This is a genomic window from Candidatus Poriferisocius sp. (assembly GCF_965208475.1).
GTDB lineage: Bacteria > Actinomycetota > Acidimicrobiia > Acidimicrobiales > Bin134 > Poriferisocius.
Genome location: NZ_OZ242338.1, coordinates 1,032,521 through 1,058,682, shown reverse-complemented (window position 1 = coordinate 1,058,682; position 26,162 = coordinate 1,032,521). Strand labels below are relative to the sequence as shown.

The 26,162-nt window shown below is 63.8% G+C and carries 31 protein-coding genes; 18 read left to right on the top strand and 13 right to left on the bottom strand.

Features of this window, described 5'->3' with window-relative positions:
• Positions 1–91 precede the first annotated feature (91 nt).
• A complete protein-coding gene (locus ACOGXA_RS04915; RefSeq protein WP_419926167.1) occupies positions 92–1,540 on the bottom strand; it encodes a sulfatase in 1,449 nt (482 codons plus the stop codon).
• Complete coding sequence (locus ACOGXA_RS04910; protein WP_419926166.1) at positions 1,537–1,986, bottom strand: hypothetical protein; 450 nt, start codon at positions 1,984–1,986, stop codon at positions 1,537–1,539. Before ACOGXA_RS04910 ends, ACOGXA_RS04915 begins: the two co-directional genes overlap by 4 nt.
• A gap of 13 nt (positions 1,987–1,999) precedes the next feature.
• Between ACOGXA_RS04910 and ACOGXA_RS04905 the strand changes: the two genes are divergently transcribed.
• The 6 genes from ACOGXA_RS04905 (at position 2,000) to ACOGXA_RS04880 (ending at position 8,050) form a co-directional block, all read left to right on the top strand.
• Positions 2,000–2,845 carry a metallophosphoesterase gene (locus ACOGXA_RS04905; RefSeq protein WP_419926165.1) on the top strand — a complete coding sequence of 282 codons (846 nt, stop codon included), beginning with the start codon at positions 2,000–2,002 and terminating at the stop codon, positions 2,843–2,845.
• Positions 2,846–2,912: 67 nt separating this feature from the next.
• The gene (locus tag ACOGXA_RS04900; RefSeq protein WP_419926164.1) at positions 2,913–3,809 is read left to right on the top strand and encodes an NAD-dependent epimerase/dehydratase family protein; all 897 of its coding nucleotides are present in this window, start codon (positions 2,913–2,915) and stop codon (positions 3,807–3,809) included.
• A gap of 38 nt (positions 3,810–3,847) precedes the next feature.
• Complete coding sequence (gene katG / locus ACOGXA_RS04895) at positions 3,848–6,028, top strand: catalase/peroxidase HPI (RefSeq protein WP_419926163.1); 2,181 nt, start codon at positions 3,848–3,850, stop codon at positions 6,026–6,028.
• A 9-nt stretch (positions 6,029–6,037) separates the two neighbouring features.
• Positions 6,038–7,249 (top strand): cytochrome P450, encoded by a 1,212-nt coding sequence (locus tag ACOGXA_RS04890; protein WP_419926162.1) that lies wholly within the window; start codon positions 6,038–6,040, stop codon positions 7,247–7,249.
• Between the two features lie 118 nt (positions 7,250–7,367).
• Positions 7,368–7,610: an AbrB/MazE/SpoVT family DNA-binding domain-containing protein gene (locus ACOGXA_RS04885; RefSeq protein WP_419926161.1), complete on the top strand. Its 243-nt coding sequence runs from the start codon at positions 7,368–7,370 to the stop codon at positions 7,608–7,610.
• Positions 7,610–8,050 (top strand): hypothetical protein, encoded by a 441-nt coding sequence (locus tag ACOGXA_RS04880; protein WP_419926160.1) that lies wholly within the window; start codon positions 7,610–7,612, stop codon positions 8,048–8,050. Before ACOGXA_RS04885 ends, ACOGXA_RS04880 begins: the two co-directional genes overlap by 1 nt.
• Position 8,051: 1 nt before the next feature.
• On the opposite strand, the gene ACOGXA_RS04875 is transcribed toward ACOGXA_RS04880, so the two are convergent.
• The 3 genes from ACOGXA_RS04875 to ACOGXA_RS04865 form a co-directional block, all read right to left on the bottom strand.
• The gene (locus tag ACOGXA_RS04875; protein WP_419926159.1) at positions 8,052–8,198 is read right to left on the bottom strand and encodes a hypothetical protein; all 147 of its coding nucleotides are present in this window, start codon (positions 8,196–8,198) and stop codon (positions 8,052–8,054) included.
• Positions 8,199–8,397: 199 nt separating this feature from the next.
• Complete coding sequence (locus ACOGXA_RS04870; RefSeq protein ID WP_419926158.1) at positions 8,398–8,718, bottom strand: type II toxin-antitoxin system RelE/ParE family toxin; 321 nt, start codon at positions 8,716–8,718, stop codon at positions 8,398–8,400.
• Between the two features lie 3 nt (positions 8,719–8,721).
• A complete protein-coding gene (locus ACOGXA_RS04865; RefSeq protein ID WP_419926157.1) occupies positions 8,722–8,955 on the bottom strand; it encodes a type II toxin-antitoxin system ParD family antitoxin in 234 nt (77 codons plus the stop codon).
• A gap of 219 nt (positions 8,956–9,174) precedes the next feature.
• Between ACOGXA_RS04865 and ACOGXA_RS04860 the strand changes: the two genes are divergently transcribed.
• Genes ACOGXA_RS04860 through ACOGXA_RS04850 form a run of 3 tightly spaced genes read left to right on the top strand, consistent with a single transcriptional unit; the run spans position 9,175 to position 12,026 of the window.
• Positions 9,175–9,606: a nuclear transport factor 2 family protein gene (locus ACOGXA_RS04860; protein ID WP_419926156.1), complete on the top strand. Its 432-nt coding sequence runs from the start codon at positions 9,175–9,177 to the stop codon at positions 9,604–9,606.
• Between the two features lie 46 nt (positions 9,607–9,652).
• Positions 9,653–10,762: a DUF1214 domain-containing protein gene (locus tag ACOGXA_RS04855; protein ID WP_419926155.1), complete on the top strand. Its 1,110-nt coding sequence runs from the start codon at positions 9,653–9,655 to the stop codon at positions 10,760–10,762.
• Positions 10,763–10,772: 10 nt separating this feature from the next.
• Positions 10,773–12,026, top strand: a complete 1,254-nt coding sequence (locus ACOGXA_RS04850) for an amidohydrolase family protein (RefSeq protein ID WP_419926154.1) — start codon at positions 10,773–10,775, stop codon at positions 12,024–12,026.
• Positions 12,027–12,034: 8 nt separating this feature from the next.
• Here ACOGXA_RS04850 and ACOGXA_RS04845 read toward each other — a convergent pair whose 3' ends face one another.
• The 4 genes from ACOGXA_RS04845 to ACOGXA_RS04830 form a co-directional block, all read right to left on the bottom strand.
• The gene (locus tag ACOGXA_RS04845) at positions 12,035–12,796 is read right to left on the bottom strand and encodes an SDR family NAD(P)-dependent oxidoreductase (protein WP_419926153.1); all 762 of its coding nucleotides are present in this window, start codon (positions 12,794–12,796) and stop codon (positions 12,035–12,037) included.
• Between the two features lie 63 nt (positions 12,797–12,859).
• Positions 12,860–13,939, bottom strand: a complete 1,080-nt coding sequence (locus ACOGXA_RS04840) for a hypothetical protein (protein ID WP_419926152.1) — start codon at positions 13,937–13,939, stop codon at positions 12,860–12,862.
• Between the two features lie 95 nt (positions 13,940–14,034).
• A complete protein-coding gene (locus ACOGXA_RS04835; protein WP_419926151.1) occupies positions 14,035–14,415 on the bottom strand; it encodes a type II toxin-antitoxin system VapC family toxin in 381 nt (126 codons plus the stop codon).
• Positions 14,415–14,651, bottom strand: a complete 237-nt coding sequence (locus ACOGXA_RS04830; protein WP_419926150.1) for a hypothetical protein — start codon at positions 14,649–14,651, stop codon at positions 14,415–14,417. Before ACOGXA_RS04830 ends, ACOGXA_RS04835 begins: the two co-directional genes overlap by 1 nt.
• A gap of 258 nt (positions 14,652–14,909) precedes the next feature.
• Between ACOGXA_RS04830 and ACOGXA_RS04825 the strand changes: the two genes are divergently transcribed.
• The gene (locus ACOGXA_RS04825) at positions 14,910–16,208 is read left to right on the top strand and encodes a cytochrome P450 (protein WP_419926149.1); all 1,299 of its coding nucleotides are present in this window, start codon (positions 14,910–14,912) and stop codon (positions 16,206–16,208) included.
• Positions 16,209–16,265: 57 nt separating this feature from the next.
• Here the strand turns inward: ACOGXA_RS04825 and ACOGXA_RS04820 are convergent, their stop codons facing one another.
• On the bottom strand, positions 16,266–16,946 hold the full coding sequence (locus ACOGXA_RS04820; protein WP_419926148.1) for a class I SAM-dependent methyltransferase: 681 nt from the start codon (positions 16,944–16,946) through the stop codon (positions 16,266–16,268).
• Positions 16,947–17,059: 113 nt separating this feature from the next.
• Between ACOGXA_RS04820 and ACOGXA_RS04815 the strand changes: the two genes are divergently transcribed.
• Complete coding sequence (locus tag ACOGXA_RS04815; RefSeq protein WP_419926147.1) at positions 17,060–17,353, top strand: DUF7124 domain-containing protein; 294 nt, start codon at positions 17,060–17,062, stop codon at positions 17,351–17,353.
• On the opposite strand, the gene ACOGXA_RS04810 is transcribed toward ACOGXA_RS04815, so the two are convergent.
• Positions 17,350–18,486, bottom strand: a complete 1,137-nt coding sequence (locus tag ACOGXA_RS04810; protein ID WP_419926146.1) for a cysteine desulfurase family protein — start codon at positions 18,484–18,486, stop codon at positions 17,350–17,352. The two genes, ACOGXA_RS04815 and ACOGXA_RS04810, sit on opposite strands and share 4 nt — an antisense overlap.
• Before the next feature lie 56 nt (positions 18,487–18,542).
• On the opposite strand from ACOGXA_RS04810, the gene ACOGXA_RS04805 reads away from it, so the two are divergent.
• From ACOGXA_RS04805 to ACOGXA_RS04795, 3 genes are read left to right on the top strand one after another with little or no spacing between them, the layout of a single operon-like run.
• Positions 18,543–19,385: an Mrp/NBP35 family ATP-binding protein gene (locus ACOGXA_RS04805; RefSeq protein ID WP_419926145.1), complete on the top strand. Its 843-nt coding sequence runs from the start codon at positions 18,543–18,545 to the stop codon at positions 19,383–19,385.
• Between the two features lie 28 nt (positions 19,386–19,413).
• Complete coding sequence (locus ACOGXA_RS04800; RefSeq protein WP_419926144.1) at positions 19,414–19,644, top strand: DUF3107 domain-containing protein; 231 nt, start codon at positions 19,414–19,416, stop codon at positions 19,642–19,644.
• A 34-nt stretch (positions 19,645–19,678) separates the two neighbouring features.
• A complete protein-coding gene (locus tag ACOGXA_RS04795; protein WP_419926143.1) occupies positions 19,679–21,175 on the top strand; it encodes a sensor histidine kinase in 1,497 nt (498 codons plus the stop codon).
• On the opposite strand, the gene ACOGXA_RS04790 is transcribed toward ACOGXA_RS04795, so the two are convergent.
• The gene (locus tag ACOGXA_RS04790) at positions 21,172–21,474 is read right to left on the bottom strand and encodes a WhiB family transcriptional regulator (RefSeq protein ID WP_419926142.1); all 303 of its coding nucleotides are present in this window, start codon (positions 21,472–21,474) and stop codon (positions 21,172–21,174) included. The genes ACOGXA_RS04795 and ACOGXA_RS04790 overlap by 4 nt on opposite strands.
• A gap of 130 nt (positions 21,475–21,604) precedes the next feature.
• On the opposite strand from ACOGXA_RS04790, the gene ACOGXA_RS04785 reads away from it, so the two are divergent.
• The 3 genes from ACOGXA_RS04785 (at position 21,605) to ACOGXA_RS04775 (ending at position 24,317) form a co-directional block, all read left to right on the top strand.
• Positions 21,605–22,309, top strand: coding sequence for a glycerophosphodiester phosphodiesterase (locus ACOGXA_RS04785; protein ID WP_419926141.1), 705 nt, complete (start codon positions 21,605–21,607; stop codon positions 22,307–22,309).
• Between the two features lie 365 nt (positions 22,310–22,674).
• Entirely contained in the window at positions 22,675–23,784 is a 1,110-nt protein-coding gene (locus ACOGXA_RS04780) for a helix-turn-helix domain-containing protein (protein WP_419926140.1), read from the top strand.
• Positions 23,781–24,317 carry a hypothetical protein gene (locus tag ACOGXA_RS04775; RefSeq protein WP_419926139.1) on the top strand — a complete coding sequence of 179 codons (537 nt, stop codon included), beginning with the start codon at positions 23,781–23,783 and terminating at the stop codon, positions 24,315–24,317. The genes ACOGXA_RS04780 and ACOGXA_RS04775 overlap by 4 nt, the downstream gene beginning before the upstream one ends.
• A 6-nt stretch (positions 24,318–24,323) precedes the next feature.
• Here ACOGXA_RS04775 and ACOGXA_RS04770 read toward each other — a convergent pair whose 3' ends face one another.
• Complete coding sequence (locus tag ACOGXA_RS04770) at positions 24,324–25,184, bottom strand: diacylglycerol/lipid kinase family protein (protein ID WP_419926138.1); 861 nt, start codon at positions 25,182–25,184, stop codon at positions 24,324–24,326.
• 171 nt (positions 25,185–25,355) lie between these two features.
• On the opposite strand from ACOGXA_RS04770, the gene ACOGXA_RS04765 reads away from it, so the two are divergent.
• Entirely contained in the window at positions 25,356–26,135 is a 780-nt protein-coding gene (locus ACOGXA_RS04765) for an electron transfer flavoprotein subunit beta/FixA family protein (RefSeq protein ID WP_419926137.1), read from the top strand.
• The last annotated feature ends 27 nt before the right edge of the window (positions 26,136–26,162 follow it).

Below are 26,162 nucleotides of genomic sequence, written 5' to 3'. Positions count from 1 at the left end.
GAGGTCTACTCCGGCGAGACCGTGCGGGCACCGAAGCGAGACATGAGGTCGGCCGCGGCCGCCGAGCCTGGTGCCTCGGAGTCGGCCGGGATCACCGCGCCTCTTCAGCCTCGGCTGGGGGCCGGCATGTGACATCGACCGAGACCTCGGCACTCGGTTCGAACCCGATGCGATCGGCTCGCACGTGGACGGTGTGCAACTCGCCCGGTCCGACCCGAATTGGTCCGCGGTAGATGCGCCAATGCGGATCGCTGTCGAGGCGGTACTCAATGGAGGCGCCTTGGATACCGGAGTGCATCTGGAGCAGTGCCGGCCCGTCGAACTCGGCCGCACCGTCGATCGGCGCCGAACCGGCATCGGCAGCAGTCACGGCCACGACCAGCGGCGGTGGGACCTGGGGTACACCCTCGGGGTACCAGGTCGCGACCATCTGGGCTTCGGGGATCTCGCCGAAATCGCCGACGTCGTCGAGCCAGCGATCGCATTCAGCCCGGAGCCGCTCGAGCGTCTCGCGATGGTCAGGGTCGCCAGCGAGGTTGTGGGTCTCGTGCGGATCGGCGCGGCAGTCGTAGAGCTCCTCGACCGGTCGCTGGTCGGCTAAGAACTGCGCGGCCACGTCTGAGAGCTCGCCCTCTACATGGAGGCGCATCAGCTCCTGCATGATCGGGTGCGCGTTCCGGAAGGGCACCCATGACACGTAGGGCTGATGGGGGTAGTAGTGCCGGATGTACTTCCAGCGGCGGTCGCGCACGGCCCGGACTCGGTCGTAGGCGCTGTCGTGCCGGTCTCGAGACGCATGGACGTACTGTCGCGGTTCGGTCGCGGCGGGCCCGAGGAACGCTCGTCCGTGGAGGTGGCGAGGGACCGGGACCCCGCAGACCGAGAGCATGGAGGGGCCGAGGTCGATAGTGGAGACCAGCTGATCGCTGACCGCTCCGGCCTCGATGTGGCCGGGCCAGCGCACGATCATCGGGATGTGGATGCCAGAGTCATAGGGCCAGCGCTTGCCGCGGGGCAGGGGACCGTGGTCGGACCAGTGCACCACGATGGTGTCGTCGGCGAGGCCGTCTTCTTCGAGCTCGGCCAGAAGTTGGCCGAAGTACCGGTCGACTTTCTCGATCTGGGTGTACATCTGCGCCAACGCGGTCCGCACCTTGGGAGTGTCGGGAAACGTGGGCGGCACCACAACGTCGGCTGCGTCGAACGTGATCTCATCGACCATGCCCGGCCACATGCCGCTCTCGTGGCTGTCGTGGGGGTTGAAGACGGCGAAGAACGGTTGGCTCGGGTCAGGGCGGTTGCGCCAGTGAGCCGTTTCGGAGCAGTCGTCCCAGGCGCTGCGGGGCGGGGTGAACTGGTAGTCGGTCTTGGCGTTGTTGGTGCAGTACCAACCCTCGCGGCGGAGGTACTCGGTGAAGCACTTCACGTGGGGAGGCACGAGTGCGGAGTACGGCGTGGGCAGCTCGGGGACGTGCTGATTCTCGTGGGTAGTGCGCATGTGGTGGGTGCCGATGGAGACCGGGTACATGCCGGTGATCACTGCCGAACGCGCCGGTGCGCACACCCCGCGGTCGAGAACGCCAGTGGGTACCGGGTGCCTTCGGCTGCCAATCGGTCGACGGTCGGAGTGCGGGCCACGGTGTCGCCGTAGCAGCCATAGAACGGATTGGTGTCCTCGAAGGACACCCACAAGATGTTGGGGCGGTCTCTTTCGAAGCCGCCTCTGAACGCGTTGGCGGTGCTGGAGGCCATCTGGAGAACCGTAGCGGCCTCCGCGGCATCGAAACCCGCATCGAACAAGACGGTGAACGCAACCTCATCGCCGAACAGGAGGCGCTGGCCGGCCGGCTCGGCGAAACCCTTGAGAGCATCATCGGATCCGAGGCACTGGTACTTCTGACATCCGCTCGTTGATGCTTGAGCCAGGGTAAACACGGCGACCTTGTGGCCCCGAGTTTGGAATACTCGGGGTATGTTTCGTGTCACCCAGTTTTCGGATATGCACTTCTGTACTGAGCCGGAGGGGGAACCGCGCAATACCGACGACAGTTGGGATGCGGTTTTTGGAGAGGCGTTCGATTCGGGCAGGCCCACTCCGGATCTGGTGGTGATCACCGGAGACATCGCTCACAACGGCACCGAGGCCGAATACCAGAAGACCGCTGAGAAGCTTGCCCGCCTGCCGGTGCCTGCGGTGGTGTGTCCCGGCAATCACGACCGGCAGGTGCCCTTCGATGCCATTTTGCCCCGCCCGGGGGTGAGCAACGGGCGCACTCTGCGGTTCGGGAACTGGCTGTTTCTATTTGCCGACTCCAATGCAGAAGGTCGGGATCAGCGCCCAGACGGATCGCTGGTAGATCGCGAGGACCGGACCCATAAGCACGGACGCTTCGGGGATGCCGAGGTGGTGTGGATGGCCGAGACCGTCGAACGCAGTGACGCGGAGCACGCCTTTGTCTGGACCCACCATCCCCCGGGGGCGTTCGGCTTCTTCCACATGGCCGACCATGACGCCGAGTTCGCCCGACTCATCGAAATGGCCCCGGCAATACGTGGCATCGGAGCTGGCCACACCCACACCAATACTACTTTGGAGGTCGCCGGTCGACCCATCCACCAGTGCCCTTCGCTGTCCGTCAACATCGACCTCGAGAAGTTCACCACGATGCCGCCCGGTTACCGCACATACCAGTTTGCCGAAGACAGTTCGGTCACCAGCGAGGCCCATCTGGTAGGCGAAGACCGTTGGCCGAGAAGTCCGCTGTCCAATGTCACCCAGCGCATGCTCCGCGGCGAGATCAGCTTCGAGGAGATGATGGGCCAACTGGCCGCTGAGCGGGCCTGACCGCCACTTGGATGCGACGCCAGAGGCACTTACGCTGGCGGCACCGACCAGACCATAAGGAGCAGTAGTGGAGTTGAAGAACAAGACCATCGTGGTGACGGGGCCGACGGGGATGGTGGGGCCGCCGTTGTGCAAGACCTTGGCGGCTGACAATCGGGTGACCGCGCTGGCTCGGTTCTCGGATGCCAATGCTCGGGCTGATCTTGAAGCCGGGGGAGTGGAGTGCATCGCCGTGGACTTCGTCGAAGCTGATTTCTCGGCGGTTCCCCGCGATGTGGATGTGGTGGTGAACCTGGCGGTGATCAAGACCGGCGATTGGAAAACCGATCTGGCCGTGTGCTCAGAGGCAACCGGCCACTTGATGAGCCACTTCCGCGACTCCGAGGCGTTCTTGCACTGCTCGTCAGGGGCGGTCTATCAGCCCAACGGCGGCCAGCCGTTCACCGAGGACAGCCCTCATGGCAACCACCACGCCCACATGATGCCGACCTATTCGATCTGCAAGATCGCGGGGGAGTCGGTGGCCCGGTTCGGGGCTCAGGAATTCAACCTGCCCACGGTGATCGCCCGGCTCAACGTGCCTTATGGCGACACCACCGGCTGGCCCTTCTTCCATCTTCTGATGATGAGGGCGGGCATGGACATCGAAGTCCATACTGACGGCGCCCGCTACAACCTTGTCCACGACGAGGACATCGCCGCCGATCTGCCGGTGCTGCTCGACCAGGCCTCGGTGCCGGCCACCACGCTGAACTGGGCCAGCCCCGGACTGGTTTCAGTGGCCGAATGGTGCGCGTTCATGGCCGAGATAGACGGCTGCGACCCGCCCAAGATCGTGGAGAGCGATACCGCCATTCCCAGCACCGTCATGGACACCAGCCGCATTGAGGCCCTGCGGCCCGACCGCCTGGTGAACTGGCAAAACGGCCTCCGCCGCCTCGTCGAGAACCACCCGGCCCATTAGTCAACCAACAACCAAGTAACAACTCAAAGGAGAGTCCCATGACTGAGAGCACCAGCCAGTGCCCGTTTTCGGGCGCCAACACCGCCAAGGGCACATCGGCCACCGAGCAGTGGTGGCCAGAGCAGCTGAATCTGAAGATCCTGCACCAGCATTCCCCTGAAGCCGATCCGATGGAGGATGGATTCGACTACGCCGCAGAGTTCGAAACACTTGATCTGGCGGCGGTGAAACAGGACATCGCCGACGTGTTGACCGACTCCAAGGACTGGTGGCCCGCCGACTACGGCCACTACGGCCCGCTGATGATCCGGCTCACCTGGCACGCGGCGGGCACCTACCGGATCGGCGACGGACGGGGCGGTGGCGGCACCGGCGCTCAGCGTTTCGCCCCCCTGAACAGCTGGCCCGACAACGCCAGTTTGGACAAGGCCCGCCGGCTGCTGTGGCCCGTCAAGCAGAAGTACGGCCGCAAGCTCTCGTGGGCCGACCTGTTGATCCTGGCCGGCAACGTGGCCCTCGAGTCGATGGGCTTGGAGACCTTCGGATTCGGCGGCGGCCGCCCCGACATCTGGGCCCCGGAGGAGGACATCTACTGGGGTTCGGAGAACGAGTGGCTCGGCGACGAGCGCTACAAGGGAGAACGCGACCTGGAGACCCCGCTGGGCGCGGTGCAGATGGGCCTTATCTACGTAAACCCCGAGGGCCCCAACGCCAATCCCGATCCCATTGCCGCCGGAATCGATATCCGGGAGACCTTCGGCCGCATGGCCATGGACGATGAGGAGACCGTGGCGCTGATCGCCGGCGGTCACACCTTTGGCAAGGCTCACGGAGCCGCCCCCGACACCTACGTCGGGGATGATCCCGAAGCAGCCAGCATCGAAGAACAGGGCTTGGGCTGGAGGAACACCTTCGGATCCGGCGTGGGCGGCGACGCCATCACCAGCGGCCTTGAGGGCGCGTGGACCAACGATCCCGCGACATGGGACAACGGTTTCTTCGACAACCTGTTCGGCTATGAATGGGAGCTGACCCAGAGCCCCGCCGGCGCCCACCAGTGGCGCCCGACCGACCGGGCCGCCGATGACACCGTTCCCGAAGCCCATGATCCATCCGCGCGGTGCGCGCCGATGATGCTGACCACCGACCTGGCGCTGCGGTTCGACCCGATCTACGAGCCCATTTCCCGCCGGTTCCACGAGAACCCCGACGAGTTGGCCGACGCCTTCGCTCGGGCCTGGTTCAAGCTCACCCACCGCGACATGGGCCCGGTGGCCCGCTACCTCGGCCCCGAGGTTCCCGATGAGGAGCTGATCTGGCAAGACCCGGTTCCCGCGCCGGAAGGCGATCTGGTGGGCGACGCCGAGGTAGCCGACCTCAAGGGCCGAATCCTCGGTTCTGAGCTGTCGGTGTCGCAGCTGGCAGCCACGGCATGGGCGTCGGCCTCCACGTTCCGGGGCACCGACATGCGGGGCGGGGCCAACGGCGCCCGTATCCGGCTTGCGCCCCAGAACAGCTGGGACGTGAACGTCCAAGCGGGAGTGGCTGAGGTAGTAGCCGTCCTCGAGCAGATCCAAGCAGATTTCAATGCCCAAGGTGGCCCACAGGTCTCACTGGCCGATCTGATCGTCCTCGGCGGATGCGCCGCAGTGGAGAAAGCAGCCAGCGAACCCGGCCACAACGTGGCAGTTCGGTTCTCGCCGGGCCGCACCGACGCCTCCCAGGATCAGACCGACGTCGAGAGCTTCGCCGTGCTGGAGCCCACCGCCGACGGCTTCCGCAACTACTTGGCCGACTTCCACAAACGTCCCGCCGAGGAGCTGCTGGTGGAAAAGGCGTTCCTGCTCAACCTGACCGCACCCGAGATGACCGCGCTGGTCGGCGGGATGCGGGCGCTCGACGCCAACTCCGGCCAGTCCCAGCACGGTGTGCTCACCGACCGGCCGGGCACCCTCACCAATGACTTCTTCACCAACCTGTTGAGCATGGACACCGAGTGGCGGGTTTCCACCGATCAGGCCGGGGTATACGAAGGGCACGACCGGGCCACCGGCGAACTCCGCTGGACCGCGACGGCCGCCGACCTGGTGTTCGGCTCCAACTCCCAGCTCCGGGCCATCGCCGAGGTGTACGGCTGCGACGATGGCGATGCGAAGTTCGTCAACGACTTCGCTGCCGCCTGGGCCAAGGTAATGAACCTGGATCGCTTCGATCTGTAAGGTGAGCCTGTGGCAGCCATCGAACCGGACATTCTGTCCACAGCATTTGCCGAAGACCCCAATGCCGTCTTGGCGGTGATGCGTGAGGAATACCCTGTCGTGTATCACGAGGCGACCGAGGCATGGCTGATCTCTCGCTACGACGACGTCGAGAGGGCCTTCAAGGACAAGACCTTCACCAACAAGAACTATGAGTGGCAGCTCGAGCCGGTCCACGGACGGACGATCCTCCAGATGGAGGGGCGCGACCACTCCGCCCACCGAAATCTGATCGCTCCCGCCTTCCGGGGCAGCGAGTTGACGGCAAAGTTCGTCCCGGTCATCGCGGCCAATGCCCGCGACCTCATCGACGGCTTCCGCACCGACGGCAAGGTCGACCTGGTCGACCAGTTCTCGATCCGCTTCCCGATCAATGTGATCGTCGACATGCTGGGGTTGGACAAGTCGGACCACGAGCGATTCCAGAAGTGGTACCACTCGATCATGATGTTCCTCAGCAACCTCACTGGCGACGAGGAAGTTATGGCCCAGGGGCTCCAGACCAAAGACGAGCTCCAGGCCTATTTGATGCCGATCATCGCCGAGAGGCGCGCCAATCCTGGCGATGACCTCCTCAGCACGCTTTGCACCGCGGTTATCGACGGCGAGCAGATGACTGATTTGGAGATAAAGGCGTTTGTATCGCTGCTGTTGGTGGCCGGGGGAGAGACCACCGACAAGGCCATGGCCAACATGATGATGAACCTGATCGCCAACCCAGATCAGCTAGAGGCCGTTCGCAACGACCGCAGCCTCATCGACAATGCATTCGCCGAGACGCTGCGGCACTCGCCACCGGTGCAGATGATCATGCGCCAGCCTGAAGTGGACGTGGAGATGCACGGCGTGACCATCCCGGCTGGCTCGACTGTGACCTGCCTAATCGCCGGCGCCAACCGCGATCCTCGCCGCTACGACGATCCCGACCAATTCAACATCTTCCGTGAGGACCTCGACGTGTCCAAGGCGTTCTCGGGGGCCGCCAACCACACCGGATTCTGCTTGGGCCGTCACTTCTGCATCGGGGCCATGCTGGCCAAGACCGAAGTCGACATCGCCACCAACCAGATACTGGATGCGATGGATAATGTCGCGTTCGACGGCCTCCCACCCACGCCAGAAGGCGTGTTCACCCGGGCCCCCAAAACCATGCCACTTACCTTCACCCCAATCGGCAAGTAGCCCCGACGATCGCTAGTCCCCGGAATAGGTTGCCGAATCCTGCGTCCGCGCTGCTGCAAGTTGGACGGTTTACAAGGGACTTGTGTGCATTTACTTTGTAGCTTTGTAAACTAGGCGTGTGACTGTAGCGAGCTATCGAGTGTCGGGGAGGGGTCAGATGGCTCTGCCGGCTGAGACCCGCCGCCGATGGAATCTATTCGACGGGGGCGAGGTGGAGATCGCGGACCTCGGTGATGCATTGGTCATCGTTCCCGCAAGCCGGGGGGGACTGCGGTCACTCCTCCAGGAGGCTATCCACGACGCCGGTGGGTACGCCCTGCTCGCTGATCGGGTTGCAGCTGGTGATCCTGATTTGGCGTGATGAGCACCGTCCTGGTTGACGACCATGTATTGCTAAGGATCCTCCTGGACGACGAGCCCGACGAGCTGCGACCACTGGGGGCTGGGTTGGCAACCACTGGATTGTGGTACCACCGGTTGTGTCGAGCCCTGGCGGATCAGACCGTTGTGGGATCGATGTCGCGTCGACTCGGCAGCAGGGACTCGGCTATGGCTGCCGGCGTCATTGCCGCGGTGGTCGACCTACCTGACAACATCGAGCTGCTTACGCTGCGCACGCTGGGGTGGCCGATGGCTGAACTCGTTAGAAGCGGTATCCGACTCAACCTGTTGTCGTTGGAAGCACTGGCGGCCGCCCGTCACCTAGAGGCTGAGATCTGCCTTGCTGCCGCCGATCAGAACCGACCGCTCTTGGAGGCAGCCCAGGTGCTGAGCATTCCAATTCGCCAGTTGGCCAGCTGATTTAGACGTTCTTGCCCAGCGTCATCGCGGGGCTGGGCGTGTCGCCTTTGAGCTGGCGGCGGCGCTCGAACAGCTCCTCGGCCAGCGCGGCCGCCTGGATGCCGATTGCCTCTGCGGCACGGGCCGAGCCTTCCATTTGCCGCCACATGTCCAATACCGACGTGGTGCCGCCTCGCAGTCCCTCGGTTTAGGCCATCCACGAGGATTCCTCGGCCTGTCCGGCATGACGAATCGGCACCGCCCCGCTCTTCGAGTTGAGGGCCCGATGGAAGCAGTGGTTAGACGGGGGTCGATGGCCAGTTTGATGACTGGAGGGCGGTCTCCATATATGTGGGAGTTGGGGAGGCTCACGCGGATGGGGTTGACGAGAGGTGGGCGGGAACGTCTCGTCGGGCGTGCAGGATGCGCCAGATGTCAATGCGGTTGCCGGTGGCCTTGTAGAAGATGAGGTAGGGGAATTTCTGGAGAGGCCAGTTCCGAAGGTCTGGAATCTCCAATTCAAACGCGAATCGGAGCGACCCAGTGAACGGATGCTGTTGGAGGTGGCTGATAGCAGCTTCTAGCGCGGTTACGAAGTCGAGTGCGGTTCCATGGCCAGCTTCCTCGCGGTAGTAGTCCACCGCGGCCTCGACATCGTTGGCTGCGAGGGCGCGGAGGTGGGCTTGCACAGGTCAGGTGCTGGCTTGGGCTTGGTCTCGGAGTGATTCGAAGTATGCACTGTCGACTTCGGTAGCGATGGGGGACCGGGCGCCTTCGATGAGCGCGTCTCGAAGTTGACCACGGTCGTGGTCGTGTCGGATCAGGTCTCGTATGTACTCGCTCGTTGATCCGTAGTTGCCGTGGTTGACCTGAGAATCGACAAAGATCTTGAGGTCGTTGGGAAGCGACACGTTCATCGTGGCCATAATCCCAGAGTCTAGTGCTTTGGCAAACTTTGCCAAAGCACTTTTATTTCGATGACCACACCGCCATCTGGGACTGATCAGAGCCGCATCTGCGGGTCGCGATAGCGGCTAGAGGCTAGATTCAGTTCATGTACAGCCACCTTGACGAGGAGACCCGGGCCTGAGCGGTCGGGTCCGCGCTCGGAAACGCGCCATGCTCGTAGAAGGTAGATTCCGCTCGTGAATCCAGAGGCCCACCGAGCAGCCAACCTTGAGCGGATTCAGGAATATTTCGATCTGATCGCCACTGGCGATGTCGATGCGTTGGCGCAGTACTGGCACAACGAGATCGTGTTCGAAGCTCCGTTCTCGTTTACCGGGAAGCCCTCTCGCACCGTTGGCAAGCAGGCGGTTTACGACCGGCTCTCCACCTCGTACGGCCTGGTGAGCATGGCCTTCTACATAACCGACATCTACGAACTCTCCGACCCTGATCGCTTCCTGGTCGAGTATGACAGCGACGGCCACATGCTCGGGTCGGGAGAGCGGTACCAGAACAGCTACATCACGCTGGTGGAGATGCGAGATGACCTGATTAGCCGATTCCGCGAGTTCTACGACTCCCAGCGGTGCGCCGCCGCCTTCGGCCCGCTGCTTGACTCTGACCATTGATCGATTAGGAATGGTAAGAGCCAAGTGCCGATAGAAGGAGTTTCAGGTGGCTGACCGATCTGGACAGGTGTGGGACGAGCTCGTTGCGCTGATGGGCGATATTGAGCGCGATTGGTGGCGGGAGGCCAGTGCGATGCCGACTGCTGACGACCGTGCTGAGGCGCGGGTGTTTTCCTTGAATGGCTTGCAGCATGCCTTGGAGTTCTGGTCGCAGGCTGATCCGGCCCGGCCGTGGTTCTATCGGTGGTTCTCGCCCACCAAGAAGCTGCTGGGGGACAACCCGGATGCCATCTATTACGGCAGTGTGATCGACCCCGATCGCGACTATGTGATCCGAGGGAATCTGGCCGGGGCGGTGTACACCTCGTTTACGGTCGAGAAAGGGACCTCCGGTGGCGCCATGTCGAGCGGGCTCGGCGCCACGCTCAACGACGATGAGATCGAGATCAACGCCGATGGGAGTTACGAACTGCACGTCAGCCAGAACCCCCAGCCGGGCAACTGGCTAGCGCTCTCTCCGGAGTCCGGCAGCATCACCACCCGGCATTACTTCGAGTGGGATCGCCCCGCGGCCACTGACCCGAACATGCACGTTCCGTTGTCCATTGAGCCAACGGTCGATCCCGGCCCTCCGGCCATACCCGATGACGAGGCCTGCGCCGAAGGACTCCAGCGGGTGATCACCTTTCTTCGCAGCGTTACCGTGGACCGGCCCTCGGGCCCGCGAGAACCACTGGCGTGGAGCTCAACTGTTCCCAACCAGTTCACAAATCCTCCGCTCGACGAGGGCAATCTAGCCATTGGCTACGCCGCCGCCGACAACGCCTACCGCTCGACCCGCTATCAACTGGGTCCCGACGAGGCGCTTGAGATTCGCGGCCGGTTTCCGCAATGCCGGTTCGCCAACGTGGTGCTCAACAACCGCTTCATCCAGACCCCGCCCTACCGGGGCCGTCGGGTTTCACTCAACCGACGCCAAACTGCGCTCGAGTCCGACGGCTCGTTCCGCATGATCCTCTCCCACCGCGACCCCGGCGTCCCCAACTGGCTGGACACCGCCGGCGCCCCCACCGGGACCGTCTTCTGGCGCTACCTGCTCCCCAGCGAGCAGCCCGCACAACTGGTGACCCGTGTGCTGGCTGTCGACGCAGTGTGAGGATGATTCAATGAAGAGCCGCGGCGAAGAGCAGGTGCTATTGGTTTCGGGCGACTCTCATGTCGGGCCAACCTTGGGGACGCTGCGTTCATATTGTTCCCCGAAATATCTCGAAGACTTCGACGAGTTCGCCATCAGCCCGCAGGTTGAGGAGATGCGGGCAGCGGCGCGCCAGGGGCGGGCGCGGTACCTGAAGACTTCGGGACACGACGATCCGCAGGCTCGTCTGGCTGACATGGACCGAGATGGCATCGCCGCCGAGGTGATGTTCCACAACAGCTTCAACGGTGAGCCCATGCCGTTCAACGACCTGGGTTGGCCTGAACTGGACAATCCTGAGCTGGCCAGTGTGGGGTTCCGGATCTACAACCGCTGGCTAGCCGACTTCTGCTCGTCGGCCCCCGAGCGCCTGATCGGCCTGGCTCATATTCCGCTGTGGGATCTCGACTCGGCAATCGAAGAAGTTAGGTGGGCTGCGGCTCACGGGTTGCGGGCGGTGAACTTCCCCAGCGCCCGCCCGCAGTGGGTCCAGTACAACGAATCCCACTGGGACCCGTTTTGGGCCGCGGTGGAAGAGGCCGGGATGGTGCTGGCCACTCATGCTGGAGCAGCAACCGACCCAGCGGTGCGGGCGGTGAACGGGACACCGCTGCTGTTGATGGAAGCCGGAGGTGCCTACAACCGCAGGGCCATTGCCCGCATGATCCTGGGTGGGGTCTTCGAGCGATTCCCCGGCCTCAAGCTGGCCATGACCGAACAGCCCGGAGTTTGGATTCCGTCGGCCCTCGTCGAACTCGACTCGGCCGCGGCGGCCCCGCTGCCGCTGAGCAACGGCGAGCTCTCCAAGGCGCCCAGCGAATACTTCAAGACCAACGTTTTCGTCGGCGCCAGTTTCGTCGCCCCGTTCGAGGTCGAGGCCGCAGTGGTGGACTGGTGGTGGACCAACATCTTCTGGGGCCACGACTATCCCCATCCTGAGGGCACTTGGCGCTACTCCGACGACCCCGACGAGACGCCCATGACCCATCTGTCGCTGCGCCACGCCATGGCCGGCACCCCCCACGACAGAGTCCGAGCCATCGTCGGTGAGAACGCCGCCCGCGTCTACGGCCTCGATGTCGAAAAGCTGCGGGGGATCGCCGACCAGGTCGGCCCCACTATTGAAGAGATCACCACGCCCCTGGAGGCAGTGCCCGCCCTAGACGGACCAGAGCGCCAGGGCTACGGCTACTTCGCCTTCCGCACCACCGGCCCCTATTCCTAGAACCGGTTTCACAGATCGCGCCCGAGCAGGCTGAAGCACTGACCGGTCGGGCCGGCTTGCATTGAGCGGGTAGCGAGAAATGCTACGTAGTCGGCTACCTCGGAAGGGTCCTTCATACGATCTCCCCCAAGAGCCGGCTCCAGCTCATGCAGGCGCTCCATGGGCAGACCGACCGTCCAGCTCAACAGTTCAGTGGCAACCGCGCCGGGGACGATCTCGTTGACCGTGATACTCCGAGGCCGGAGTTCTAGTGCCAGCGCGCGGACGTACATGGACACAGCAGCTTTTGCCGAGCAGTAAGCAGCGGCTCCCGGTGAAGGCGAATGGCCCTGACCGGAGCCGACCATGATGATGTGTCCGCCGTCACCCGCGGCAAGCAGCTCAAGTGCGGTGTCGCAGCAGTAGTGCACCGCGTGCATATTGACGTCGAAGCAGCGGTGCCAGTCTTCGTCAACAAGCTCTCCCACCGGTACGAGCGGCTGCATCGCCCCGGCATTGTTCACCAGGATGTCCAGTCGGCCGAAGACTTCTTGGGTGTGTTCGAAAAGGTGGCGGACCTCAGCCCGTGCCGACACATCCGTCACAACCACTTCGGCCCGTCCGCCGGCAGCCTGGATCCCGGCTGCAACCTCATCGAGCTCATGGGCAGAACGAGCGGCAAGCACCACCGCGGCGCCTTCTTGGGCCAAACGCTCAGCACATGCCCGTCCGATACCCCGTCCCGCGCCCGTTACGACCGCGACATTCCCGCTGAGTGGCTTCGTCGACATGACACCTCCTGCGGCTTCGTGCGTTCTGGACAATAGATCATGTGGACCATGCCGCAGCACGGGCTAAGTCCGGTATCGCCAGGCGATGTGGGAGGAGCGGCGGGCGATCTGGGTTTGGCGGTCCACCAGTGGCAGGTCGAGCTCGCTGAGGGGCACAACCTGAGCGTCTACCACCGGAGTGTTGGGTGGGTGCCACCAGCGGATGGTGCACAGCACTGAGTCTCGGCCTTCGGTGTCGAGCCAATTGGGACCGCCGGGATCGGTGCCGGAAATGACGATGAGCCCGGGTTCGACGAGCGCGTGGTTGAGGCACGTCAGTCGGTTGGTGAAGTCGAGAGCCTCGTACCACGGGCGGTTGTAGAGCTGGATGTCCCACATGGCGGCCCCCCGGTGGTCGATCTCGACGACCAGAGCTTGATCGAGGTCAAGAGCTACTCCGGCATGGCTGTAGATCAGCGTCTTGACGCCGCGACCCATGCCTGCCGGTGACAGAAACGTATTGGGCGGCTGGTCGCCGAGCATCCGCTCTTGGTAGCCGTTCCAGAAGGCGAAGGAGTGCTCGATCTCGCCGAGTGCAATGCTGAGGATGGCGGCGGCGTCGACCTCCGGTTTCGGCTCGCCCACCGTGTCGAGGCGCTCGATCACAAACGTGGCCGGCTCGGCCGGCTGCCAGTCGAAGTAGTAGTCGCGAATGTGGACGAACGAGCCTTCGGGATCGAGGGGCAACCAGCTGCCACTCTGGTTGTCACGCTCTTCGCCGCCTAGCGTTATGTCGATGTCGTCGCCGGGGCCCAGCCCGAGGCTTGATCCGGTCACCTCCAGCCCCACTCCCGCGCCGCCGCTTTGCGTCGCGCCGAGCTTGACTTGGAGAACGAATTCCTCGCAGGCGCCCATTCGGCCCGAGATCCTGTACACCCCGTCCCCGTCGATTGCAGTCCTTCGGGCCACCTGGTCGGCGTTGGGCCCGCCCCATTGGTACACCGGATCGCTGCTCCGGAAGAAGGCGGGGTGACGGGGATCGTTGTGGCCTATCGAGTAAGTCAGCCAACAGGCCACTTGATTGGCCAGGTGCCGCTGCCCCTCGTCGTCGAGGCCCTCCCCGAGAATCCGAATCCGATCACAGAACTCGCTCCATGTAGTCATAGACGACCTGCAAAATAGACCACCCTCACTCTGGCAGCGACCCCAGTAGTCGCATGGGCAGCTGCCTATTGTCGGCCACGCTTGAGAACAGCCGGTCAAGCAGTGAGCGTTTCAATTGGATAGGCGAGGATTTTCTGGTCGGCTGTGACGAGGGGGCAGCCATGGGAGACCGCTTGGGCTATGAGGAGCCGGTCGAACGGATCGGCATGCAGCAAAGGCAGTACACGCAGTCCCATGGCGTGCGCGGCAGTCAGGTCGAGCCACGCCCCGTCGAGCCGAGACACCAGGGTTTGGCAGCTGTGTTCCATGGCCAGCTTGCCAAGCCGTCGCTTGATCTCGATCTCAGCAACCGACACAGCTGACACCAGTAGGCGGTTCGCCGGGTCTTCCAGCGCGGTGACGGCTCTGGGAGAAAGCCGCTCTGGCGCCTCGTTGGCCCAGAGTAGAACATGGGTGTCGAGCAGCAGGTCTTCCATCAAATCGGATCACTGAGGGAGTCGCGCACTTCAACCGGGGTGTCGTCGAAGTCGTCGGCGATGGTGATCGTTCCCCGGAGCTGCCCAAGCTGGCGGCGCTTTGATGGCAGAGCCACAAGTTTGAGCCCCTCAGTAAGGAGTTCATTGATGATTTCACCGAGCGTTCGGCGAGATTCAAAGGCGATTCGCCGGGCTTCTTCGTACACCTCATCATCAATGGTGATTGTGGTGCGCATATGCGCATCATAACATCTCCATCCTTGCCCGTCCTCAGGCCTGGGACACCCTTCGGGGTTCAGTATCCGGGTCGTGCTGACGGGGTAGTTGGCGAGGTCGCCGGCCGATTCCGGTCACAGCATTCGCAATTCAGGCGTAGATCAAGTAGAGCCATATGCCTGACGCCACCCAGTAACGGGAGGCCAACAACATGCGAATTGAACCGCTCACGGCAGCAATCGAGGCGGAGCTATTGGATGTCAACCTGGGGAATCTCGATGAAAGAATCTTTGGACGACCGGATTCAGCGGCTGCTGGACCGCGACGAGGAACTGCTGGCTTGTCCCTGGCCGCTATTCGACGATGTGCGGTCGGCATCCGATCCGGCGTTCTACAGCGAGGCCATGGGGGCCTGGGTCATCACCAGCTACCAGCTACTGCGCGACATCGTGCTCGACCCGGCCACATGGTCGAACCGGTCGCCCACTGCCACCTATGAATTTCGGAACCCCGTGGCTGAACACGCCAGTGCCATCGAACAAGAATCGGAGATGGCGGAGGCGGTCAGCCGCTTTCGCAACCGTTCCCGGGGCCGGGTGCTGAATACGGCCGACCCTCCTGAGCATGTGCGCCAGCGGAGGGCGCTGAACCGCGCCTTTCGGCCCGCGCGGCTTCGGGCATTGGAGCCCGAGGTCAAGTCGGTATCTGATTCGCTGGTTGCTGCTTTCGCCCACCGGGGCCGGGCTGATCTGGTCCAAGAGTACGCAGTGTTGTTGCCGATGGTGATGATCTCGCGGATGCTGGGGGTTCCCGAAGAAGAACTTGAGATGTTCAAGGGATGGTCGGACGACTTCGCCATTCCCATCGGGCGAGCCCGACCCAGTCGAGACGAGGTGCGCAGCTACATCAAATCGGAGTACGAGTTCGACGAGTACTTCTCTACTTTGGTCGAACAGCGCCAAGCCGAGCCCCGCAACGATCTGATCTCCGATGTCGCCAATGCTGAGGTTGACGGCGAGCCGCTGACCTACGAAGAGCGCATGGGGGCACTGCGGCAGTTCTTGCTGGCCGGCAACGAGACAACCACCACGCTGTTGGGCAACATTGGCCACCGCTTGGCCACCGACCACGACCTGTGCGATCGATTGGCGTCGAACCGAGACCTAGTGCCGGCGTTCGTCGAGGAGGCGCTGCGCCACGAAGGACCGGTAACTGGCCTATTCCGAGTTGCAACTCGCGATACCGACCTCGGAGGGAAGCCGGTAGCCACGGGAGAGTTCGCGTGGCTGGCATTCGCGGCCGCCAACCGAGATCCTGAAGCATGCCCGATGCCTGACGCTTTCAACATCGACCGGGAATCCAACGACCATGTGGCCTTCGGATACGGCGAGCACTATTGCATCGGCCAAGGTTTGGCCCGCTTAGAGGCCAAGGTGGGCACCAACGCCATGTTGGACCTTCCCAACCTGGCCCTGGCCGACGATCACACCGACGCCTTCATGGACAGCTACATCCTGCGAGGCCGCACAACGCTGCTGGTCACCTTCGATCCGCTTGGTGACGTCGCCAACCGCTGAAAGGAGCACATCACAGCAGCCGCAGACATCACTGGGCTGAACTTCTGCCTCGCTGGTTCAGCTCCTGGTAGCGACGCTGACCAGGCTGTGATTGGTGAAGACCCAGCCATCGGATCGACGCTCTCCGAGACGATGGAATCGCTCATCAAGGTCGTCCTTGTGGACATCAAGCGCACTGGCTCGGCCGGGGTCGATGCCCACCACGAGATCGCACCATTGGTCGAAGCTCTCGTAAACGGTCTCCGAGCTGTAGTTGAATCGGCGCAGCGGGCCGAACTGTCGCTGATCCAGGCCGTCAAGCGCTTGCTGGGCGGCGGTTCGAACCTCGGTCTCGTCGATAACCGGGTATCCGACCGAATCCTCAGGTCCGTCGATTTCAGGCTCGGCCACATAGAGCTGGCCACCGGGGCGGAGCACGCGACCCGCCTCAGCCAAGGCTAGGCCCATGTCGGCTGTCGGGATGTGGTGAAGGGAGTTCGAGAAGACGACGACATCAAAAGACTGGTCGTCGAACGGAAGGGCCTGGCCGGGCGCGTCCACATAGCACTCCGGATGTTCGGGATCGGCCTGGAGAGCTCGGTTCAGCATCTCGGCGCCGCAATCAGCGCCGACGGCACGGGCGCCATGGCCGCGCAGCCAGCGAACCAGCTGGCCCTCGCCGCAGCCAACATCAAGCACATCCTGGCCGCTGACTTCCACCGTTTCTGCGAGCACATCAGTGGGACGGCGATGAGTCATCTCGTCACGTTAGCGACGCGTTTGGGCAGTATGCTGCCTCCATCCTCATCTCGTTCGACATCGACGGCACGCTGGAGTGCGGCGATCCGCCGGGGCCTATCTTGCTGGAGGCCATGCGGCAGGCCAAGGCCAGGGGCTACGTGATCGGCAGCGGCTCCGACCGGGTGCGCTCTGACCAGCAGCGACTGTGGGATATCCACCAAATCGACGTTGATTTCGTGGGGGGCAAGCACCGCTTGGACGAGGTGCGCAGCCAGTTTGAGGCCTCCCGCTACATCCACATCGGCGACACCGACGTCGACCGCTATTACGCCGAGGCCGCCGGGTTTGAGTTCTTGCACGTCGAGGATCTAAACGGCGTCTCCAGCGCGTTGGCCGGCGCTGACTTCTTCGATTGGCTGGGCTAGCTGCGCAGCTTGCGCAATTCGGCCAGAGCTTCTTCGAGGGCTTCGACGGCCGCTTCCCCATCAGCGTCGGTGGTTGACCACCCCACTGAAAGACGCAGCGAATGATGGGCGTCAACGCCCATGGCCTCGAGCACCGGCGACGGCTCCAGCGACTCTGAGGCGCAGGAACTGCCCGAATGAGCTGCCACGCCAGCGCGGTCCAAGGCGATCAGAACGGCCTGGGGTTCCACATCGCCGATGCCCAAACACACCAAGTGAGGCAAGCGATGGGTGGGATGGCCGTAGAACACGACGTTTTCGATGTCTTGCGCCTTGTCTCGGATTCTGTCGGTTTGACTTTGAGCCCTGAAGGCCTCTCGCTCCAAGGCACCGTCCTCGAGAGCGGCGCACGCTGCTCCAAAGCCGGCGATGGCTGCGCCGTTCTCCAGCCCGGCCCGCCGGGCCCGCTCCTGCTCGCCGCCCTCCAATAGCGGGGCCAGGCGAAGCCCGCGGCGCACCAGCAAGGCCCCGATCCCTGGCGGGCCCCCGAACTTGTGGGCGCTGATCGACAGCAAATCGGCGCCGACCTCTTCAAAGCCGACCGGAATCCGCCCCGCGGCGGCGGCGGCGTCCACGTGGACCAGCACATCGGGGGACCGCTCTCGACAAGCGGCCACCACCTCGGCCACCGGCTGCACCGTCCCCACCTCGTGGTTGGCCCACTGGCAGTGGACCGCCGTAGTATCCGGCTCAATGGCCGCGGCCATCTCGTCGGGGTCCACCCGTCCTGTGCCGTCGGCCCCGACCACGGTGGCGCGGTGTCCTCGGGTCGATAGGCGTTGCGCCGACAGCCGCACCGCGGAGTGCTCCACCGCGCTCAGCACTTGATGGGGGCCCCGTTGCGATGCCCCCCACACTGCGGCCGCGATCGACTCGGTGGCCCCGCTGGTGAAGACCACCTCTCGGGATCGGGCGCCGAAGCAGTCGGCTACCTGCTGGCGGGCCTGCTCGATTTCGTATCGGGCGGCCAGCGCCTCAGCGTGCATCCGGGAGGGGTCGCCATGGCCCGCGGCCCACCAGCGGTTCATCGCCGCCACCGCCTCAGGCCTGATGGGCGAGGTGGAGGCGTGGTCGAGGTAGTGGCGACTGGTCACGGCGATGGAGTGCTCACGGCACAGGGATTTCTGGGTTGATGCCGTAATCTACCGGCATGGCTCCCGCCGGCGACACCCCCACCCCGCCGCGCCGGGCCATCCCCTTCGCAGATCCGGCATCCACCACGCGGGTGATGCTGATCGCCTCCGGCAAGGGCGGTGTGGGCAAATCGTCGGTCACGGTGAACCTGGGGGTGGCCCTGGCTGCGGCCGGGCACCGCACCGCGGTGGTGGATGCCGACGTGTGGGGCTTCTCCGTTCCCAAGATGCTGGGAATCGACCGGCTTCCCGAAATGGCCGGCGAGATGATCGTGCCCCCCCAAGCCCACAATGTGCGGTGCATTTCCATGGGGTTCTTCGCCGAAGAGGACCAGGCGGTCATCTGGCGGGGGCCCATGCTCCACAAAGCCCTGGAGCAGTTCCTCACCGACGTGGCGTGGGACGACCCCGATTTTCTGCTGGTCGACCTGCCGCCGGGCACCGGGGACATCTCCATCTCGCTGGCCCAGTTCCTCCCCCGCTCCGAGGTGTATGTGGTGACCACCCCCCAGCCCGCGGCCCAGCGGGTAGCCCAGCGAGCCGCGTTCATGGCCGAGAAGGTGAACCTCACCGTGCGGGGGGTGATCGAGAACATGAGCTGGTTCACCGGAGACGACGGCAAGCGATATGAGCTGTTCGGCGCCGGCGGAGGCCAAGAGTTGGCCGAAAAACTCGGTGTGCCCCTGATCGGGCAGGTGCCGCTGCTGCCCGCGCTGCGGGAGGGTGCTGATGCCGGTCGCCCCATCGCGGCCAAGGCCCCTGGCTCTGAGGCCGGCCGGGCATTCTCGGCAATGGCCGCCCACTTGGTGGACAACCCACCGCCCCGGCGCATCTACAGCCCAGAGCTCAAGATCAATTAGCAGGATCGAATCCCAAGGAGTTCATTCAATGCATGTGCGTATCGGCGTGATCCGGAGCCAGAAGGAAATCGAGGTGGAATTGGATCCCGACTCCGATGTGGAGTCGGTCAAAGAGGCCATCACCTCGGGGTTGGCATCCGGCGAGATGCTGTGGCTGACCGACCATCGGGGCCGCGAGGTGGGAGTTCCGGCCACCAGCGTGGCCTATGTGGAGCTCGACCCCTCGGCCGCCGGCCGATCCATCGGTTTCGGGAGCTGATCCGCTCCTGGTTGTCAGACAATAAGCTTGGCCGATGGCGAGCCTGGAGGAATTGGCCCCCGGCCTGCCCCAGTCGCGTCTGAACCATCTCCAGAGGCTGATGCGGACATGGGCGCCGCTGGCCGACATCTCCTTCGCCGACCTGCTGCTGTACGTGCCCACTAGTCGGGTGGCCCAAAACCGCCCAGCCGAGGGCCCAAACGGCTATGCCATCGCAGGCCAGATCCGGCCCACCACCGCCCGATCGGTGCATCGAAGCGATCTGGTGGGGGCTGTCTTCGCCCCCGAGCAGCGTCCGCTGGTGGACGTGGCCTACCGCGAGGGGAGGATCACCGACGGCGGGCGCATCGGTCGAGCCGACCAGCCCCGCATCCGCACGCTGACCGTGCCGGTGAGCTGCCACGGCGAGGTGATCGCGGTGATGGCCCGGGAGTTCGACCCCGACATCCAGCGGAATCCCGGCGAGTTGGAGATGAGCTACTTCAAGCTGTTCCGGCGGCTGGCGGCCATGATCGCCGAGGGGGAATACCCGTTCCCGGTAGACGACATCGAGACAGAGGAATCCCCCCGGGTGGGCGACGGCCTGATGCTGCTGGACGCCTCCGGCCGAGTTCTGCTCATCTCGCCCAATGCCGCTTCGGCCTTGCACCGCATCGGACTCCACAGCGAGGTCGAGGGCCGCCGGCTGGTGGAGATCGGTCTGGAGCAGCGGGCCATCCGAGCTGCATTCGCCTCCCGTCTTCCCCAGACCGAGGAGATCCAGCACGGCGATCAGAGCACGGTGGTGCTGCGCTGCCTGCCGCTGATCGGCGGGGGAGAGGTGACCGGGGCATTGGTCCTGATGCGGGACATCTCCGAGTTGCGCCGTCGAGACCGCCTGTTGATGTCCAAAGACGCCACTATCGCCGAGATCCACCACCGGGTGAAGAACAACCTCCAGACGGTGTCCTCGCTATTGCGCCTACAAGGGCGCCGGGTCACCGCAGCGGAGGCCCGAGATGCCATCGAGGAGTCGGTGAGGCGCATCCGGGCGATCGCCATCGTCCACGAGATTTTGTCGCGTGATGCCAGCAGCGACGTGCCCTTCGTCGAGATCGTGCTGTCGCTGGTGCGCATGGTGGAGGAGGGGCTGACCGGTCCCGACCGGCCGGTTGAGTTCAAGGTGACGGGCGATGCCGGGGAACTGGCCGCCGATGTGGCCACACCGCTGGCGGTGGTGCTCAACGAGTGCTTGCAGAATGTGATGGACCACGCCTACCCCGAGCCGCCCGGCGGGCAAGTGCGGATCGAGCTGGACAACGACGGCGACCGAGTGCAGGTGCGGGTAACCGACGACGGAGTGGGGCTCCCGGCTGGTTTCGAAGTGGACAACACCGAAGGGCTGGGGATCGCCATCGTGCGAAACCTGGTGAGCACCGACCTGCGAGGGAGCATCACCATGAGCAGTGGCCCAAGTGCCCCACCCCGGCCCGGAACAGTGGTGGAGGTGGCGATCCCCCTGCTGGGGTTCCGCTCCCCGGCTAGCGGCTAGACCGAGAAGATGGGGGCTTGGCGCTGCTCGGCCACCCTGAGTCGTCGAAGTTGCCGCCGCTCATCCTCAGACTTGCCGCCCCAGACGCCAGAGTCCTGGTTGGTGGCCAAAGCGAACTCCAAACAGGCGGTTTGGGAGTTGCACTGCTGGCAGACCACCTTGGCCGACTCGATCTGCTCGAGGGCCAGGCCGGTGCTGCCCACGGGAAAGAACAGATCAGGGTCGGTATCCCGGCAGGCCGCTTGGCAGCGCCAATCTTCAGCCGCGTTGTAGAAATCGAAAAGCAAACTCTTGGTCATCACGCGGCTATAAGGATAGAGGTGGTGTGCTGATGTGGCAAGAGGGGCTGTTGGGGAATGTGTTGGCTTCTGGTAGCCGTGTTGGTGTTGTGAATATGGGTTTCGTCACCGAGTTGGCAAGATTGCTGCCGTGAGGGTGATCGCCCATCGGGGGGCGTCGGCGGCTGAGAGGGAGAACACGCTAGAGGCATTTCGGGCCGCAGTGCGGCTGAACGCCGACGGTGTGGAGCTCGACGTCAGGAGGACGGCCAACGAGGTGCTGGTAGCTCACCACGACGCTCATCTGCCCGACGGCCGGGCCATCATCGACCTGCAAGACGATGAATTGCCCGACTGGGTGCCGACACTGGCCGAGGTCATGGAAGTGTGCCGGAATCCGACCGCCGAGCGGGAGTTCGTCATCAACATCGAGATCAAGAGCGCACCCGGTGACCCCGACTATGACACTGAGCACCAGGTGTCGGCCGCGGTGGCCGGATTGGTTCTGGGCTGGGGCATCGGCGACCACGGCGGCGGGGTAATCGTCTCGTCGTTCGACATGGAAGCCCTCAACCGCATCAGGGCCATCGACCCCGGGATTCCCACCGCCTACCTGACCTTCGAGGTACTGGCTCCCGACCTGTTGGTCGACCGGGTGGCCTCTGCTGGCCATACAGCAATTCATCCCTATGTGGCCTCCACCAGCCAGGCCCTGGTGGAGGCCGCTCATGCCGCCGGCCTAGAGGTCAACGTCTGGACCGTCAACGACCCCGACCAAATCACCCAACTGGCCGCCATGGGCGCCGACGCCGTCATCACCGACGTGCCCGACATCGCCCGCGAAGTCTTGAGCTAGGGCAAGCAGCTACGCAATCCCAAACGGCTAGGCTCTTCAACTTGAGGCCAAGCGCCGAACCTGGATCCGGCAAGTCCATCCCCTGAGTTGCCGATTCGTTCATATCGTGGCTCCCTGCCCCTAGATGCCGGCCTCAGCTCAGTAGCACCGGTTGGCGGTTGACCGGGCGTCCAGTGCTGGTTCCTGCTGTGGGAAACGGTTCGGTGTGTCGGGTGGCCGTGTCGGGTTTGGATTGCCAAGGTCGCGGGTGGGCGTAGGGTTTGGGCGGGGGTCTGAGTTCGTAGGCGCTGTTGTATCTCCGGCTAGCGGGCATGGTATCGGACATTGGTGCCACGGATTGCCCTCCATTGTGCTAATATCGCACAATGGAGGAAATGGCCGAGGAAGTCCAGTTAAGTGCTCGTATTGCTGAGGCCCGTGATCTCGTGGGGCTGACCCAAGAGCAGGTTGCTTCGAAAACGGGCTTGGGCCGAACGGTAATCGCGAAGATTGAGAAAGGAACGCGCAAGCTGGGAGCGACAGAGCTTGTGGCGCTTGCTGAAGCACTTGACCGACCGGTTGATTGGTTCTTTGTTCCCTCGCCGCCAGCAGTGGTCAGCCGACGATCTGATCCACTGGTCGGCGGCCAGTCGAGAATTCTCGACACAAGAGTAGAGCGGATCGCCCGCGACATAGATTTTCTCGCGAGCGAGGGAGAACTACCTCTCCTGACGAGGTTCGAACTCGACCCGCCGTCCACGATCCAGAGTGCCGAACAGGCAGCGATCAAGTTGCGTCAACACCTTGGGATGCCAAGTGGCCCATTGTTGGAACTTCAGGCACAGGCGGAACAAGTGGGGCTATTCACATTTTCCCTTGACCTCGGCAGGAACGGAGGAGATGCCGCATATGTGGAGGTTGGAGAAGTTGGGGTCGCAGTAATAAATGGCGCGTCTGAGCCGGGGCGACGCAGATTCAACCTCGCGCATGAACTCGGCCACCATGTTTTCATGGACGCCTATGCACCGGAGATTGGACTATCACCTCAAGACGAGCAGGAGAGGCTGATCAACGCTTTTGCAATCCACCTGTTGTTGCCGCGCCTTGATGCCGACGCTCTTTGGTCAGAGTTCAGGACTAACTATCGGCTTACGGCGGTTGCGGCCGCGGTTCGCTACCGGTTGAGTTGGACGGCGGTGTGCGCGCAGCTCCGCAATATCGGTGTAATCGATGCTGGAATCCGCGAAGAGCTTGCGGGTCAACCACCGTCTGGGGCGGACTTCATTGAGCTAGGAGAACATTGGGTATCTGAACTCGATCCACCTGCCGTACCCCCCCAGTACGGCAGGAAAGTTCTTACGGCGTACCGAAGGGGAAAACTCACCGCTGCTCGCGCTACCGAGCTTTTGTGGGGAACCGTCGATCGCATAGGGCTGCCACCTCAAGACGACATTCCACTTGAGGCTTATCGGAATGTGTTCGAACTCGAAGCGTGACACAGTTCCTCGTATTCGACAACTCGCCACTTAGCCACTTCGCCCGCGCCGGAAAGCTGAATACGCTGGAGGAACTGGTCCATGGCTATCGGTGCTTCGTTCCTGTAGAAGTTCGCGAGGAAATCGTCAAAGGTATGGTGGCGTTCCCGGATATTGCCGAAGCCTTGGTAGTGCCATGGCTTGAACCGATAGAGATCGCCGAATTTCGCGAACTGGCAGCGTTTGCTCGCTACAAGTCAGAACTTGGCGGAGGGCCGCATGAGAATACCGGCGAAGCCGCCGTGTTGGCCTGGACAAGCGTTCATGGTGGCGTGGCGGTTATCGACGAGCGTGCTGGCAGCCGTTTGGCCCAACGCGACGGGAGATTGGTTCAAGATTCGATGTGGCTGGTTGCCCAGGGAGTCCAGTCAGGAATCCTCGATAGGTCCGAGGCAGAGAACCTGGTTGATGACTTGCGGGCAACTGACATGCGGCTGCCGGTAAACGGAAAGGAGTTCTTTGCCTGGGCATATCAGAAGGGGCTGATTCCCTGATGCCCGTCACCCCACCGGCAAGGCCAGGGCGAGGGCCTGGGGGGAATGGTGGAACTCCAGGCGGGTGGTTTCGCCGAGATAGTCGCCGTCGAGTTGGTAGGGGAACGGGGTGTCGCTGGCCACGACGGCGCTGGTCACATCGGCACGGGAGTGGACGTGGCGATGTGCGGTGACCGGAGGGCCGTAGCCGAGGGCGCTGGCCGCGGTACGGAGAAGCCTGCCGGCACGCAGCGAGCGCAGGGTCACGAGGGCCAGGGGGGCATCCAGGGTGGTGTCGGGCATCACCTTGAAGGGACGCGACCCCAGATAGGTGTAGGGGTCGGTGTTGAGGCAGATGGCGAACTGGCCGGGTACCGCCTCCCCATCGGCGTGGTAGACGGTGAACCGGGGTTGCGACCGGTCGTAGTGGCGCATCCAGGTGTCGACCGCTGCGAAGGCGAACAGTGCGTGGTTGGCGTAACGCTTCAGCCCGGCCCGGCGCTCGACCTGCTGCACAACCGCGGCGTCGTAGCCCACCCCGGCATGGAACAGGAAATATCTCCCGTTCACCTGACCCAGTCCTATCCGCTCTATGCGCCCGGCGGCCAGAGTCTCCAACAGCATGGCGGCAGCCTCCACCGGGTCGTCGGGCAGCCCTATGGAGCGGGCGAAAACGTTGGTCGATCCACCCGGCAGGGGGGCCAGCGCCACGTCGGAGGCGGCCAGACCGTTGATGGCCTCATTCAGGGTTCCGTCGCCCCCCAGCACCGCCACCACATCGCACCCGTCGGCCACCGCCCCATGGGCCAGGCGAGAGGCATGCCCCCGCCGGTGGGTCTTGGCCAGCGTCACATCATGGTCGGCGGCCAGTGCCTTTTGGATTACCACCTGGGTGCGGGCGGTGACTGACGAAGCGTGGGGGTTGACGAGAAGCAGGAGTTTCAGGCTGTCAACGCTACTGCCTGCCCATCAGAGTCAAAAGCGGCCCTCCTCGCGAGAGCCCCAGTTCCCCCGCGTTTGGTTTTGCGCGCCAGAGGTGTGGTGGGAGACTTGTGCGCTATGGACATCGTCGTCTGTGTAAAGCAAATCCCCGATCCGGCCGATCCCGGACAGCTAGACCCCGCAACCAACACCCTCAAGCGGGACATGAAGCTCATCATGGACGAATCGGACTCCTACGGCGTGGAAATGGCCCTCCAGCTGCGCGACGCCGCCGGCGAGGGCGAGGTGACCCTGGTGTCGATGGCCCCCCACGAAGAGGTCAACGGGCTGCGCTCGGCATTGGCCATGGGCGCCGACAAGGCCATTCTGGTCAGCGACGAGGCCCTGGCCGGAACCGATGCACTCGGCACAGCCCGAGTGCTGGCTGCGGCCATCGGACGAGCCCAGGCCGACCTGATTTTGGCCGCCACCGAGTCGTCCGACGGCTACACCGGCACCGTTCCCGAGCAGGTGGCCGAGCTGCTGGGCCTGCCGTCGGTCACCTTCGCCAAGGAGATCCAAGCCGATGGCGGCGAGGTGGTGGTGAAGCGCCAGACCGAGGCCGGCTACGACGAGGTGCGATGCCCGCTGCCCGCGGTGGTCTCGGTGACCGCCGGGGTGGTCGAGCCCCGGTACCCGTCGTTCAAGGGCATTATGGCGGCCAAGTCCAAGCCGATGGACCAGGTGGGGATCGGCGACCTCGGCATCGAAGCCGACCAGGTGGGCTGGGCCGGCGGCGGCCAGGAGATCACCGATGTCAGCCCTGCTCCCGAGCGTGAGGCCGGCGAGATCATCACCGACGACGGCGACGCCCATGAGCGCATCATCACCCTGCTCGAAGAACTCAGGATCGTCTAGGAGCCAGGACAGGACGCTAGGAGGCAG